General features: G+C 63.1%; 11 protein-coding genes. 8 read left to right on the top strand and 3 right to left on the bottom strand.

The annotated features are described in order from the left end of the window. Nucleotides 1-2: 2 nt before the first annotated feature. Genes EHW12_RS22820 through EHW12_RS22805 form a run of 4 tightly spaced genes read left to right on the top strand, consistent with a single transcriptional unit; the run spans nt 3 to nt 5,275 of the window. Nucleotides 3-1,052, top strand: coding sequence for an alpha-ketoacid dehydrogenase subunit beta (locus EHW12_RS22820; RefSeq protein WP_007733466.1), 1,050 nt, complete (start codon nt 3-5; stop codon nt 1,050-1,052). A 2-nt stretch (nt 1,053-1,054) separates the two neighbouring features. Beyond that, nucleotides 1,055-2,572, top strand: a complete 1,518-nt coding sequence (locus EHW12_RS22815; protein WP_047270928.1) for a 2-oxo acid dehydrogenase subunit E2 — start codon at nt 1,055-1,057, stop codon at nt 2,570-2,572. 6 nt (nt 2,573-2,578) lie between these two features. Beyond that, nucleotides 2,579-3,976, top strand: a complete 1,398-nt coding sequence (lpdA, locus tag EHW12_RS22810; protein ID WP_047270927.1) for a dihydrolipoyl dehydrogenase — start codon at nt 2,579-2,581, stop codon at nt 3,974-3,976. Nucleotides 3,977-4,036: 60 nt separating this feature from the next. Then, the gene (locus EHW12_RS22805; protein WP_125051822.1) at nt 4,037-5,275 is read left to right on the top strand and encodes a helix-turn-helix domain-containing protein; all 1,239 of its coding nucleotides are present in this window, start codon (nt 4,037-4,039) and stop codon (nt 5,273-5,275) included. A 10-nt stretch (nt 5,276-5,285) separates the two neighbouring features. Here the strand turns inward: EHW12_RS22805 and EHW12_RS22800 are convergent, their stop codons facing one another. Next, nucleotides 5,286-6,497, bottom strand: a complete 1,212-nt coding sequence (locus EHW12_RS22800) for a low temperature requirement protein A (protein WP_125051820.1) — start codon at nt 6,495-6,497, stop codon at nt 5,286-5,288. Between the two features lie 192 nt (nt 6,498-6,689). Between EHW12_RS22800 and EHW12_RS22790 the strand changes: the two genes are divergently transcribed. Both EHW12_RS22790 and EHW12_RS22785 read left to right on the top strand, forming a co-directional pair. After that, nucleotides 6,690-6,914 (top strand): flavin reductase, encoded by a 225-nt coding sequence (locus EHW12_RS22790; RefSeq protein ID WP_230587458.1) that lies wholly within the window; start codon nt 6,690-6,692, stop codon nt 6,912-6,914. 11 nt (nt 6,915-6,925) lie between these two features. Beyond that, the gene (locus tag EHW12_RS22785; RefSeq protein WP_063315916.1) at nt 6,926-7,216 is read left to right on the top strand and encodes a hypothetical protein; all 291 of its coding nucleotides are present in this window, start codon (nt 6,926-6,928) and stop codon (nt 7,214-7,216) included. A 9-nt stretch (nt 7,217-7,225) separates the two neighbouring features. On the opposite strand, the gene EHW12_RS22780 is transcribed toward EHW12_RS22785, so the two are convergent. Next, entirely contained in the window at nt 7,226-9,643 is a 2,418-nt protein-coding gene (locus EHW12_RS22780; RefSeq protein ID WP_125051816.1) for a lysylphosphatidylglycerol synthase transmembrane domain-containing protein, read from the bottom strand. A 210-nt stretch (nt 9,644-9,853) separates the two neighbouring features. Here EHW12_RS22780 and ppk2 point away from each other — a divergent pair, with 210 nt between their 5' ends. Further along, nucleotides 9,854-10,819, top strand: a complete 966-nt coding sequence (ppk2, locus tag EHW12_RS22775; RefSeq protein WP_003940295.1) for a polyphosphate kinase 2 — start codon at nt 9,854-9,856, stop codon at nt 10,817-10,819. 13 nt (nt 10,820-10,832) lie between these two features. Here ppk2 and mgrA read toward each other — a convergent pair whose 3' ends face one another. Then, nucleotides 10,833-11,864, bottom strand: coding sequence for an L-glyceraldehyde 3-phosphate reductase (gene mgrA / locus EHW12_RS22770; RefSeq protein ID WP_007733451.1), 1,032 nt, complete (start codon nt 11,862-11,864; stop codon nt 10,833-10,835). A gap of 324 nt (nt 11,865-12,188) precedes the next feature. Here mgrA and EHW12_RS22765 point away from each other — a divergent pair, with 324 nt between their 5' ends. Continuing rightward, complete coding sequence (locus EHW12_RS22765; protein ID WP_042451182.1) at nt 12,189-14,465, top strand: bifunctional SulP family inorganic anion transporter/carbonic anhydrase; 2,277 nt, start codon at nt 12,189-12,191, stop codon at nt 14,463-14,465. The last annotated feature ends 3 nt before the right edge of the window (nt 14,466-14,468 follow it).

Below are 14,468 nucleotides of genomic sequence, written 5' to 3'. Positions count from 1 at the left end.
AGATGACAAGCGTGGAAGCCGAGAACGTGTCGAAGAAGACCTACCGCGAGGCCGTCAAAGAGGCCATCGCCCAAGAAATGCAACGCGACCCGAGCGTCGTTCTCATCGGTGAGGACGTACGGGGTGGGCATGCCGGTACCAATCCCGATCTGGAGACGAAGAAGATCGAGGCATTTGGCGGTGTCCTGGGTGTCACCAAGGGATTGTGGACGGAGTTCGGATCGGAACGTGTAATCGATACCCCGATCACCGAATCCGCGATCATCGGAATGGCTGCCGGAGCCGCACTGACCGGACTGAGGCCGGTCGCAGAGCTGATGTTCATGGACTTCTTCGGAGTCTCCTACGACGCGCTCTACAACCAGGCTGCCAAGTTCCGCTACATGTTCGGTGGCAAGGCCAGAACCCCGCTGGTGGTGCGAGGCATGATCGGCGCAGGGTTCTCCGCCGCTGCGCAGCACTCTCAGTCTCCGTACAACGTGTTCGCGGCGGTGCCTGGTCTGAAGGTAGTCGCTCCGTCCAATGCCTACGACGCCAAGGGCCTTCTCATCCAAGCCATCCGGGACGACGATCCCGTCGTCTTCTGTGAGCACAAGGTTCTCTACGACCTCAAGGACGAAGTGCCGGACGAGCCGTACGCGATTCCGTTCGGCGTCGCCAACTACACCAGGCAGGGCGACGACGTCACGATCATCGCGTTGTCCGCAATGGTGAACCGCGCCAACGACGTAGCAGACAAGCTGGCCGCCGAGGGTATTTCGGTCGAGGTTGTCGATCCTCGTACCGTCTCACCATTGGACGAGGACGGCATCCTCGAATCCGTCGCATCGACCGGACGCGTCGTGATCGTCGACGAATCCGCCGCCCGCTGCGGTTTCGGGCACGACGTGGCCGCGCTGATCGCCACCAAGGGATTCAACTACCTGAAAGCGCCGATCGAACTGATCACGCCGCCGCACACGCCGGTTCCGTTCTCACCGACCCTCGAAACTGCCTGGCTGCCTGACGCGGCGCGCATCGAAGAGTCGGTTCGCAAGCTGGTGAGAGCCTGATCATGGCTGACATCAAAGCTATCGACATCCCCAAATGGGGGCTCTCCATGGAGGAGGGGTTGGTCAACGCGTGGCTCATCGAGGAAGGTGACTCGTTCACCAAGGGCCAGTTGATCTGTGAGATCGAGACCAGCAAGATCACCAACGAGCTGGAGGCGCCGTTCGACGGTGTTCTCCGCAAGATCGTCGGCACGCCTGGGCAGACTCTGCCCGTCGGCGCCGTGATCGGTGTGTCCGCCGATGCGTCCGCGACGGATGCGGAGATCGAGCAGTTCCTCGCCGCCCGCGGCGCAACCGCGCCGGCGGAAGAGCCGGCACCGTCACCAGCTGCTGCGCCGGCGGCTCCCGTGACACCTGCGGCTACACCGGCTGCGAAGGTGGTTGTTGCAGCGAAACCTGCACCAACCGGTTCCACCGTCGTACCGAGTGTTCTGCAGGGCACGACGCAGAGCGACGTGTTTGCGAGTCCTCACGCACTCCGACGTGCCGAATCGCTCGGAATCGATCTCGCCGCCGTAGTGGGTACCGGTCCCCTCGGGCGGATCAGTGTCCGCGACATCGACGACGCGATTCGTGACGCCGGTGGCACTGTTGCGCCGGTAGTGCCGGCCGCGAGATCCGGCCTCCCGCTGCGATCGACCGCCGACGACAGTGCCGTGCCTGCCACCCCGGTCGCACGCAGAACTGCCCGATCACTGGGCGTCAACCTGCATGACTGTCGTCCGACGGGTTCGCGGGGGCGCGTCTGCGTCACCGACGTGCACGACGCCGCTCGTTCCGCGCAGCTCCTGCCGGAGGCGGCGGCTGAGACCGAATCTGTTGCGGCCGAACCCGAGTACGACACAATTCCTTTCACCCCCATGCGATCGGCAATCGCCGGTAGGTTGCAGGCGTCCAAGCAGCAGGCACCCCATTTCCGGCTCACCGCAGACCTCGAGCTCGATGCGCTTCTCGCTCTGCGCAAGGAGATCAATTCGACCGTCCCGGCGGTCAAGCTGTCGGTCAACGACTTCATCGTGAAGGCTTGCGCCGCTGCACTGATGAAGGTGCCGGACGTGAACGTCCAGTTCGATGCCGCGAACGAATCGGTTCTTCGATTCGCGTCGGCGGATGTCTCGGTGGCAGTTGCACTTCCGACCGGGCTGATCACGCCCATCGTGCGTAGCGCGAATACCAAGTCGTTGGCTGACATCTCGGGTGAGGTGCTCTCGTTGGCCACCAAGGCGAAGACCGGCAAACTTCGTCCCGAAGAATTCCAGGGCGGAACCTTCACGGTGTCCAACCTCGGCATGTTCGGGATCAAGGCATTCGACGCGATCATCAATCCGCCCCAGGGAGCGATCCTTGCCGTAGGTGCGGGGGAGAAGCGCGCGGTGGTGGTCGGTGACAGTGTTTCTGCCCGGACCGTGATGACCGTGACCCTCTCGTGCGATCACCGGGTTATCGACGGAGCCCTGGGTGCGACCTTCCTTCGGGAGCTCCAGCGCTTTGTCGCTTCTCCCGCGCTGATGTTGGTGTAAGGGGCTGTGGTGGAAAACAATACGTCGCATAAGTACGACGTTCTTGTCATCGGTGGCGGCCCCGGTGGTTACGTGGCGGCGATCCGGGCTGCCCAGTTGGGGTTGAGCGTCGCGCTGGTAGAACGTGATCGCCTCGGAGGTATCTGCCTCAACTGGGGTTGTATCCCCACCAAGGCGATGCTGCACGGCGCGGACGTCGCGCATACCTTGAGTGAACTTGACACATACGGATTCAGTTCGGCGTCTGTCCAGTTCGACATCTCGAAGTTGGTGTCGTTCAGCCGAGGGGTTTCGGAGAGGTTGTCCGGCGGTGTTGCCTATCTGATGAAGAAGAACGGCGTCGACGTCATCTCAGGCGCCGCGAAGTTGGTGGACAAAGGCGTCGTATCCGTGGGAGGACAGACGTATCGAGCCGACCACGTGGTCATTGCAACCGGCGCCCGGCCGCGTTCGATTCCCGGCGTTGCCCCCGACGGTGATCGGGTGTGGACCTACTTCGACGCGCTCGTCCCGAAGGAACTGCCGAAGTCGCTGCTCGTGATCGGGTCCGGCGCGATCGGAGTCGAATTCGCCAGCCTGTACCGCGATCTCGGAACCGAGGTGACCATCGTCGAGATGGCACCACACATCATGCCGGTCGAGGACGAAGAGATCTCGGCCTTCGTTCGCAAGCAGTTCGAGAAGCGTGGCATCACGATTCACACCGGAGCCTCGGTGTCGGCGGTGACCGTCGGCGACGACGCCGTCCAGGTGAATGTGCAGACGAGCGACGGTGTCGAGTCGTTGACCGTGGACCGGGTGTTGGTGGCGGCCGGAATCACCGGCAACGTCGAGGATCTGGGGTTGGAGGCTCTGGGCGTCGAGATCGAGCGCGGTGCGATCGTCACCGACCAGTGGTGCCGTACCAGCGCTTTCGGGATCTATGCGATCGGTGACGTCGCGGGCGCTCCATGTCTGGCGCACAAGGCAAGCCACGAAGCTGTCCTGTGCGTCGAAAAGTTGGCAGGCGTGCCCGACGTTCATCCGCTCGATCGCGACTACGTTCCGGGATGCACGTATGCCCGCCCACAGGTGGCGAGCCTGGGTCTGACGGAGAAGCAGTGCGCCGGTACTGGTCGCGCGCTGCGGGTCGGACACTTCGACCTGCAGGCGAACGGCAAGGCACTGGCGATCGGCGAGGCCGAAGGCTTCGTCAAGACGATCTTCGACGCCGATACCGGGGAACTTCTCGGCGCGCACATGGTCGGTCCGGATGTGACCGAGCAGATTCAGGGTTTCGGTATCGCTCGATCCCTCGAAGCCACCGGCGAGGATCTCGCCGAGGTCGTGTTTGCTCATCCGACGCTCTCGGAGGCAATGCACGAGTCTGTGCTCTCGGCGCTGGGGAGACCCCTCAACGCGTGAACAACTCTGCAACCGGGTGCAACGCTCGCTTTCGATGACCCCGTCACATAGGACTGGAGTGTGATCGGCGAAACGAATCGACTCGAACCGGCCCTGGCCAGTGGTGAAGACCCGGCGCAGTACGCACGTGTTCTCGAATCCGTGTACGAAGCAACGATGTCGGGACGCAAGCCGCCTGCGCGTCCGCGCTCCGTCATCGCGAATTCGTGGTCGCGTTTGCGTGCGCTCGGACTCGATCCGGACCGGTGCTCGATCACCGAGACGGGCCGCGAATCCGAGATCGAAGAAGGCAGACGCGCAGCCGGCATGGCGGAGATCTTCGACGAGGCGGTGCACGGTCTGGCACCACTCGTCGGCCCGGACGACGCGAATCTGATCGTGGTGGCGGACCGCTACGGACGTATCCTCTGGCGACACGGGTCCAGTCGAATGCTGGATCGGGCCGAACGGCTCGGGATGATCGAGGGTGCGTCGTGGACCGAGGAAGCTGTTGGTACCAACGGGATCGGCACTTCCTTGGCATCAGGTTCGGCAGTGCAGGTGTTCTCGGCCGAGCACTACTCGCGCTCGCAGCATCCGTGGACCTGCTCCGGGGCGACGGTTCGCGATCCGCGTAGTCGCCGGGCCATCGCCGTCGTGAACGTCGCCGGCGCAGCAGACACGGTCCACCCGTCGACTCTCGCTCTGGTGGACAGTGTGGCCAGGCTGGCGGAATCCGCACTGCGGGAGAAGCATCGAATCGGATTGGATCAGCTCCGGATGATCTCGGCATCGACGCTGGCTCGTGCGAGTCAGCCGACAGTGGTCTTGGACCGCAGTGGCTGGGTCGCGGCGGTGGACTCGATGGCGCCGATCTACAGAATCGCACTGCCGAAAGTGATGAGCAGCGGCGAGCATTGGCTCCCGTCGCTCGGACTATGTATGTGCGAGCCGCTTCCGGGTGGTTGGCTCGTCCGCCCTCAGATGGATCCGGCGTCCGGAACGGTTTGTGCAGAAGTCGAATTGGATGTGCAAGATCCGAATGCGATGGAATTGCGGTACTCCTCGGCAATGGGGAGCTGGAGCATCGACCTCAGCCCGCGCCATTCGCAGATCCTCGTGGCTCTGACACAGGCGCCCGAGGGCCTCACGGCCGCGCAGCTCGCCTCACAGTTGTTCGGCGATCCGCGCAAGACGGTGACGGTCCGGGCCGAGATGTCGAGGTTGCGTAAGCGATTGGCCGGAATCCTGTTGGCTCAGCCCTATCGCTTCGACCCGGCGGTGAGGGTAAAAACCGCCCCTACTGTGCGCCTTTATTAACCGCGGGGGGTTAATAAAGGCGCACAGCAGAGCGGCGCGAACGCCGCACCTGCGCGTACTCGTAGCCGTTCTGCCAGGACACGGTGGCCACCAGCACCCAGACGATCCACGTGGCGCTCATGTGCGTGCCGACGATGCCCATGACGATGGGGACGGCGGTGCACGGGAGCGCCCAGCCGAGCAGCCACCGTCGGTCCGATCGCGCGAACAGCCCTGCCACCAGGCTGATTCCGAAATAGACTGCGATGCTTCCGCACAACAACCACCGCAGGTTCGCGGGCGTGTGCTCCGCGCCGTGTTCGGTTGCCGCTCCGAGCCCCGCGACCAGAACCGCGATAGCGCCGGTGGTGAAACAGTGCAGCGCCATGTCGATGCGAGCGGGAAACTTCTCGGCCTGCAGGTGCGGAACACCGGCGTGGCCGTAGAGAAGCGAGAGAGCCCACATGCCCGAGAGCAGGACAAACGATCCGACTGCGAGGCTGACCACCGTCGAGTCCCAGGTGAGCTTCGAGGCCGCAGAAATCACGAGGATCACACCCTCGCCCAGCACGATGATGACGTACAGGCCCAAGCGCTCGGCAAGGTGAGCCCGATCGGAGTGCAGGGCTTCGAGTTCGGGCATCCGGTCGTCCTTGAACCCCCGAACCTTGATGATGCGGTCGAGCTTTTCCTGCGCGTCTTCCATGATCGCGCTGCCGGAGACGACGAACATGATCAGCAGGTCGATGGTCACACCGGCGGTCCAGAGCCAGAACCGAGTTTCGCCCTCGAACCAGAACGAGACGATCCACGGGATCACACCGAGAGACATCTGGGCGATCGGCCAGTCCACGACTATCTGGCCGTTGTGCCACACCCGACTCGCCAGCAGACGTACGGCCACGTAGGCGACAGCGAAGGCCAGCGCATGGTTGTCGTGGATGCCGGCCACGGCCGCCATCATGACGGCCAGTCCGAACATGGCGATCAGCATGCTCGGGATCCGGACACGGTCACCGGCAATGTTGCCGTACATCGTGAACGTCGCCCACGCGGTCCAGAACGCGAGATAGAGCAACGCGTAGAGCGCGACATCCGACCACGACGGCGAACCGTGGAGCAGGTGAGCCAGCTGACCGATACCGGCAACCACGACGAGGTCGAAGAACAATTCGATCCATGACGCGTGTCGCTCGAGCACCGCCTTCTGCTTCGAGTCTGGTTCATTTCCGAGTTCCGACATACAGCTCAGTATCGGTTATCGGCATCAACAGTGCTGGTAGGCGGCGAAGTTGTCCGTTTTTTCGAAGTAGTGTTTATGCTGTCCGCGCTCACGCGCGCGCCGTCAGGGAGGGGCATGCGAAGGCGCAAGTCGACGCCGTCGACCACATGACAAAGAAGTACGCACAAGAGTTGGCAGACAAGGGCAGACATCGTGAATGTCCCACAGGGCAACCGGGCGTTGTGTTTTCGAGAAGCCATGGCGCACGTGTGCTCACCGAGACTGCCGGACGCTCCCATCTGGATCGTGTGCACCGTGGACGGTGGTGATCACAAGATCGTGACAGGATCGGTGGACGAGGTCGAGCACCGCGAGTCGAATCCACTGACCTACCACCGGCGTGTATTCGGTACGCACGCACCGACGTCAGTGCTCTAGGAAGGAGAGCCATGTATGTACTGGTGGACGACGGCCGCGTCAGCATCCACGATGTGGACAACCTGAAGGACTTTCACGTCGAGGTGAGTGCCGACATCTCCGAAGCCGAACTGGACGAACTCTTGCGCCTTCAGGATTACGGATACGTCAGCGGTGGTAGTGCATTCATCTCGGTAGCCCGCGTTCGCGAGAGCACCACGGACGTCGAAGGTGTTGCCGCGATGGTCGACTACGCCCAGAGCAAAGGCTGGGTGGACGAGGACGGCGAAGCACTGCAGGCTCACGTCGTTCGCCAGAAGTAGCGGAACGGCTCAGACCATGTCGTTCTTCTGCAGCCATCGCAGCGTCGGCCAACCGCAGAACACCGGGAGCCAGCAGGTCAGCACTCGGTAGAGCAGGACCGACGGGACCGCGATACTTGCCGGCAGTCCGAATGCGGACAGACCACCGATGAGGGCGGCCTCGACGGCTCCGACGCCACCCGGTGTCGGAGCCGCCGAGGCGAGCGTCCCACCGATCATCGTCACGATGGTGACGGTGATGAACGTCGTTCCGCCGCCGAATGCTTCGACGCTCGCCCACAGAGCCAGGGCGGCACCGAGAGTTGTTGCGGCGCTGCCGCCCACGATGATGAGGAAGCGCGTGGGATTTCGCGCGAGTTGGCTCAGTTCACCCAACACCTCGGTGATCTGAGGACGCAGATCGTCGCGCAGCCACCCACGGAGTTTCGGGATGAACATGAATGCACCGAGAACTCCGAGCGCGACGCCGCCCGCCAGGTACAGAACAGTGGATCCCGGGATGAAGTGCGAGAGGTTCGTATCACGTCCGGCGACGATCGAGAAGAAGATCAGCAAGCCGACGTGGGTGACCACCTGGACCGTCTGTTGCAGCGCGACTGCGGCCGTTGCGCGGACGGTACCGAGCCCGCCCTTCTGCAGGAACCGCACGCTCAGCGCTAGCCCGCCGACTCCGGCCGGAGTTGTCGTCGCCGCAAAGGTGTTGGCCACCTGCATGATCAAGAGGTTGCGGTAACTGACCATCGACGACGCACAGGCCCACAGGGCCGCAGCCGCGCCGACGTACGTCAGTGCGGAGACGCCGAGGCCGAGCAGTGCCCACCACCAGTTGGCCGTCTTCAGTTCGGTGATGAACGCGGGGACCTGGCTGATGAAGGGGTAGGCGACGTAGACCAGACCGATGAGCAGAACGAGCTGGATCAGCTGGTTGCGACTGAATCGGGTGACCTGTGCGGGAGCGACCTTTTCGATCCCGTTCTTGGCACCGACCTCGTCTCGGATCTCGGTCATCAGTTTCGCGGAATCCGTGACCGTCCGCCGAATTCGGTTGGGCAATGCAGCGGTGGTCAATCGGCCGGAGGCGGCGAGAATCGTGTCTGCGCCTTGCGCTCGAATCGCGGCGTCCACCGCTGCATCGACCCCGAACAATGATGCGGTGGCGAAGAGAAGTTGTGCGTTGTCGGACTGCATCTGAACTTCGGTGGCGCCGAATTCGGAGTACGCGTACCCGCCGAAGAGGATGGTTCCGCCTTCGACACGAATCTCGGAAGCGCGCAGGTCGCCGTGCGCCATCTGGTGCACGTGAGCGGTATGCAGTGTTTGCCACAGCGCGTCGATCAGTTTGGTGGATTCTTCCTCGCCCGCCTGGTTCTCGACGGCGACGGCAAGGGGGATGCCACGAGGACTCGGGCGCGCGTACATCTCCCACCCGCGATCGAGTACCGAGATTGCGACGGCCTTGGAACTGGCCAGACCGATGTCGGCGAAAGCGAGACCCATGAGCGCTCGGTGTTCGACGGCGCGACGAAGTGATCCGTAGGGCGGCGGAGTTTCACGGTTCCGGAACGAGATCCAACGGAACGTCTGTCGAATTGCTCCGCTGCTTCGCTGGTTCTGTCCGTACAACTCGACGACGAGTTCGTCGAAAGGTTCGTCGTCCGGTGCTTGGTCGATGGCTGCGGACATGACAAGAGGCCCGATTCCCGAGGGACTCACGACGCGGAACGCGGTGACGCGGTAACCGCGCCGCGCGAGTACGCGTACTGCCGAGTCCAACGGCACTTCGAGGGCAGGGGTGCCGACGGCGAGAACGATCACCGCGCCGATCAGGTAACCGACGGCGAGACCCAGCATCGATCGTGCGGGAACGATCGAGCTGACGATCAGATGGATGGGAGCGAAGAGCAGAAGCAGCGTCCACCAGGCTCGTCGCCACTTCTTCGGAAGCCACGGGCCCGAGACGGTGAGCACCGCCGCGAGCATCGCGATCCATCGCGGATCGTCGAGGAATTGAGACAGGAAGGTGGCGTCGAGTCGGTCCGGCACGTCGAGGTGCCATTTCGGTGCCGCCAGGCCTGTTCCGGTGAAGGACAGCGCGACACCGGCGCACAGGCCGGCGGCGGCGTATCCGGCCAGCAACTTCCACCGGCGCCCGACGATCAGGCCGATCAGGATGGCGAACGGTAGCGCCAGAATTGCGATGCCGTAGAGCAGGTACACAGTGTCGGACAGGCTCGGCGAGAGAACACCGACGATGTTGGACACCGACGTTTCGAGGGCGTCCCACTGACTTCGAGTGATCAGAGATCCCGCGATCACGCCGCCGAGCAGCACAGCAGCGATCGCAACCCGCATGATGTCGCTCGTACGGCGGTGCAGTGGTGGCAGGAGGCTTCCCGTTACCGGGATCTCCCGTCCGTCTACTCGCATCTCGCCAGAACTCTCTTCTCTCGGGGTTACCGACCGTCTCAGTTACCTCGATCAAGGTACCGCGTGAGGGTTCGGCGACTGGGAAGCCGGACCTGTCGTTACCTCCTCGATGCCAAGCAACATTCTCTTCGGACCCGCGGGAGCGGGCTTCGGCGCGTAAAATTCACTTTCCGGACGTTCGTTCATTTCGACGACAGGGAGTGCGTATTCATGAGCCCCGACGCCAGCGGTGTGGACGGTCGGGTTCCTGACCTGCCGACCCCGTCGACCAGAATTTCCGTCACCGAGGATTACGCGGCCGAGATCGACGAGCTGTCGAGTCTCAAGCACAAGCTCGGCGTGCTGGAGCCTTCGGAGTTCGCGGATGCCTGGAAGCAGGGCTATCCGTACGAGAAGAAGATGTCGCGCCGCGAGTACGAGCGGAAGAAGCGGCGTCTGCAGATCGAGTTGCTCAAGCTGCAGCTGTGGGTCAAGGAAACCGGTCAGAAGGTGCTCATCATCTTCGAAGGTCGCGATGCTGCCGGTAAGGGCGGGTCGATCAAGAGATTCACCGAGCATCTCAATCCCCGTGGAGCCCGCGTGGTCGCGCTCGAGAAGCCCACCGACATCGAGCGGACGCAGTGGTATTTCCAACGCTATGTCGCACACCTACCCAGCGGCGGCGAGATAGTGATGATGGACCGGTCCTGGTACAACCGCGCCGGCGTCGAACGAGTGATGGGTTACTGCACGCCGACGCAGTATCTCGAGTTCATGAGAGAGACCCCGGACTTCGAGCGGATGCTCGTCAACTCCGGGATTCATCTGCACAAGCTGTGGTTCTCGGTCAGCCGCGAAGAGCAGTTGGCGCGGTTCGCGGCCCGCCGAACGGACCCGGTGCGTCAGTGGAAGCTCTCACCGACCGATCTGGCTTCGCTCGACAAGTGGGACGACTATACCCAGGCCAAGGAAGCCATGTTCTTCTACACCGATACCGGGGATGCGCCCTGGACGGTGATCAAGAGCAACGACAAGAAGCGCGCTCGCCTCGAGGCGATGCGTCACGTGCTCGCCAGCTTCGACTATCCCAACAAGGATCACCGGGCTGTCGGTACTCCGGATCCCTTGATCGTCGGGCCGGCGTCGGCCGTATTCGAAGAGGGCGAGCACGTGAACGTGGAGTTGCCTCAGCTCTAGCGCAGGTGATCGCTCAGATCGAACTGGCCTCTGCCCACAGATTGATGCCGCTGTCCTTGGCGTGCTGATCTATGGAGGCCAGTTCGGCTGCGCTGAATTCGAGATTGTCGAGCGCGCCGACGTTGGCTTCGAGTTGGGCGACACTGGACGCACCGATCAGTACCGAGGTGACCCGCGAATCGCGGAGTGCCCAGCTCAGTGCCAGCTGAGCCAGCGACTGGCCGCGGTCTGCCGCGATGTCGTTGAGCGCGCGGATGTGGGTGAGAGCGTCGTCGGTCAACCACGACGGATCCAGTGACTTACCTTGAGCTGCACGGGAATCCTCGGGGACGCCGTTCAGATAGCGATCGGTGAGCATGCCTTGAGCGAGTGGTGAGAACGCGATGACGCCGACGCCGAGATCGTCGACAGCCGACAGCAGGTCCTGCTCTATCCAGCGGTTCAGCATCGAATAGCTCGGCTGGTGGATCAAGAGCGGAACCCCCGCAGCGGCGAGCAGTGCGGCGATTTCACGGGTGCGCTCCGGCGAGTACGAACTGATACCCGCGTACAGGGCCTTGCCCTGCTGGACAGCGCTGATCAGGGCGCCTGCGGTCTCGTCGATCGGAGTTTCGGCGTCAGGGCGATGGCTGTAGAAGATGTCGACATAGTCGACGCCGAGTCGTCCGAGCGACTGATCGAGGGACGACAGCAAATACTTGCGGGACCCACCGAATCCGTAGGGGCCGGGCCACATGTCCCAGCCGGCTTTGGACGAGATGACCAATTCCTCGCGGTACGAAGAGAAATCCTCACGCAGGATCCTGCCGAAGTTCGTCTCGGCGCTTCCGTACGGGGGTCCGTAGTTGTTCGCAAGATCGAAGTGGGTGATTCCGAGATCGAATGCCCGCCGCAGAACTGCGCGCTGGTTCTCGATCGGTACGTCGTCGCCGAAGTTGTGCCAGAGGCCCAGCGAGATGGCCGGGAGTTTGAGACCGCTCCGACCGGTTCGGCGGTACGGCATGGCTTCGTAGCGGTCCTGCGCGGCGACGTACTGATCGGACATGGTGCCTGCCTTCACATCGTTGTGTTTGCGGTTGAGCGTTCACTCCCGACCATTATCGCCGACGGCGCTCAGGTGTGCCGGCCGCTGGAGGTGTGTCAGTCAAAATGCTTGCGGTTTAAAGCAATTCGATCGATCTTTTGGACCGATGTTCAGGTTCGAGTCACAGTGCCGGGCGGCGGTGACGTCGACCACGTCTGGGCTCGCATCTAAGGGAACGGTAAGGAATCGCGGTTACCATGGTCACAGTCGATCGGCGATACCGATCGCCGATTCGCTTCGAACATGTTGCCCAGCAGCCGGATCCGGGGTCCGGCGAGGAGATCTATGTCGACGCAGTCCGTAGTGCACGCACAATCATCCGCAGACGAGAGCGTCGTGGGGGATTCGTCTCCGCCGGGTGGTGGAAGCCGGCGATATCTCGAGCAACTGATCAGATACGACGTGCCGGCGTCGCTGGTCGTATTCCTGGTGGCGCTTCCCCTGTCATTGGGAATTGCGATCGCCTCCGGGGCGCCGATCATGGCAGGTCTGATCGCCGCAATCGTCGGCGGAGTGGTGGCCGGAGCTGTGGGAGGTTCACCGCTGCAAGTCAGTGGTCCCGCAGCCGGCCTGACCGTGGTGGTCGCCGAACTGATCGGCAAGTTCGGGTGGAAAGTCACCTGCCTGATCACCGTCGGCGCCGGAATTCTGCAGATCGTGTTCGGGCTCAGCCGAATTGCCCGTGCGGCGCTGGCTATTGCTCCAGTGGTGGTGCATGCGATGCTCGCCGGTATCGGCATCACCATTGCGCTACAACAGGTTCACGTGTTGTTGGGTGGAAGCTCGGCCAGCTCGGCGCTGGACAATCTACGGCAGTTGCCCGCACAGATCGGTGCCTTGCATGTCGAGGACCTGATGATCGGACTCGTCGTCATCGCCACCCTTCTCGGGTGGCGCTATCTCCCTGCCGGTGTCCGCAAGGTTCCGGCGGCGTTGGTGGGCATCGTATTGGCAACTCTCGCTTCGCTGGCGCTGCCGATCGACGTCGAGCGTATTGCTCTCGACGGATCTTTGCTGGACTCGATCGGACTCCCCGCTCTGCCCGACGGCCAGTGGCTCGGCGTCGCAACCGGCATCCTCACCATCGCCCTGATCGCCAGTGTGGAGAGTCTGCTCTCGGCCGTGGCCGTGGACAAGATGCACTCGGGCCCGCGGTCGAACTTCGATCGCGAGATGCTCGGCCAGGGCACCGCGAACATGGTGTCCGGGGCCATCGGCGGCCTTCCGGTCACCGGGGTGATCGTGCGCAGTGCGACCAATGTCGAGGCCGGGGCGAAGTCCCGCGCGTCGTCGATCATGCACGGCCTGTGGATTCTGCTGTTCTCGGCTGCGCTCGCCGGGTTGGTCCAGCAGATTCCGAAGTCTGCACTGGCCGGACTGTTGATTGTCATCGGTATTCAACTGGTCAAGCTGGCGCACATTCGGTTGGCGCGACGGACCGGTGATCTGTGGGTGTACGGCATCACGGTGGTCGGCGTCGTGTTCTTGAATCTGCTCGAGGGCGTCCTGATCGGGTTGGCGCTGGCCATCGCCCTCCTGGTGTGGCGTGTCATCCGCGCAACTGTCACCGCAGAAGAGTTGGGCGACAACGATTCCGGGAAGTGGCGCGTCCTGGTCGAAGGCTCGTGCACCTTCCTGGTGCTGCCCAAGCTGACGTCGGTGCTCGCCGGACTCCCACCGCGGTCGGACGTCACCGTCGAGCTGTCTGTCGACTTCCTCGACCATGCCGTCTTCGACGTCATCGAAGAGTGGGCGAGGCAGTACGAGTTGGCAGGTGGTTCGGTGGTCATCGACGAAGTCGGCTCGGTGAGTATGGAGAGCGCGACCACCGGTCCGCCGAAGCGCGGCGCCGCAGTCACCGACCTGCGCGGCTTGCTCGCGCCGTGGGGCAGTTGGCAACCACAGGCTTCGGGGAGGAATCTGAGCAGCCCGCCGGCCTTGCGGCCCATTCTCGACGGGGTGTCCAACTATCATCGCCATCGCGCCGAAGCGATACGGCCGCACATGGATCAGTTGCGCGACGGGCAGAACCCCGACTCTCTTTTCCTTACCTGCGCAGATTCGCGAGTGGTGCCGAACATCATCACGAGCAGTGGCCCCGGCGACCTGTTCACCGTGCGCAATGTCGGAAACCTGGTTCCTGCCGGCGGCCGCGATACGTCGGTGGAAGCGGCACTGGCCTTCGGGATCGACGAGTTGGGTGTCAGCTCGGTGGTCGTGTGCGGACATTCGGGCTGCGGCGCGATGCAAGCACTCCTGACGAACGGTTCGTCGGAATCGGGAGTCGTCGGGGAATGGCTGCGGCATGCGGAGACGAGCTTGCAGGCCTATACGAGTGGCCATCCGGTCGCGCGTGCTGCGGCCGAGGCAGGTTTCTCGGAGGTCGATCAGCTCGGAATGGTCAATGTCGCAGTCCAATTGCAGACTCTCGAACGCCATCCTCTCGTCGGTCAGGCCCGTGTGGATGGTCGCCTGCGTATCGCCGGACTGTTCTTCGACATCGGCTCGGCTCGGGTCATCGAAGTGACAGCGTCAGGGATCGGCCAGTTGATCGAGACCTGAAGG

Source organism: Rhodococcus sp. NJ-530 (assembly GCF_003860625.1).
Taxonomy (GTDB): domain Bacteria; phylum Actinomycetota; class Actinomycetes; order Mycobacteriales; family Mycobacteriaceae; genus Rhodococcus_F; species Rhodococcus_F qingshengii.
This window is presented reverse-complemented; position numbering and strand designations above follow the sequence as displayed.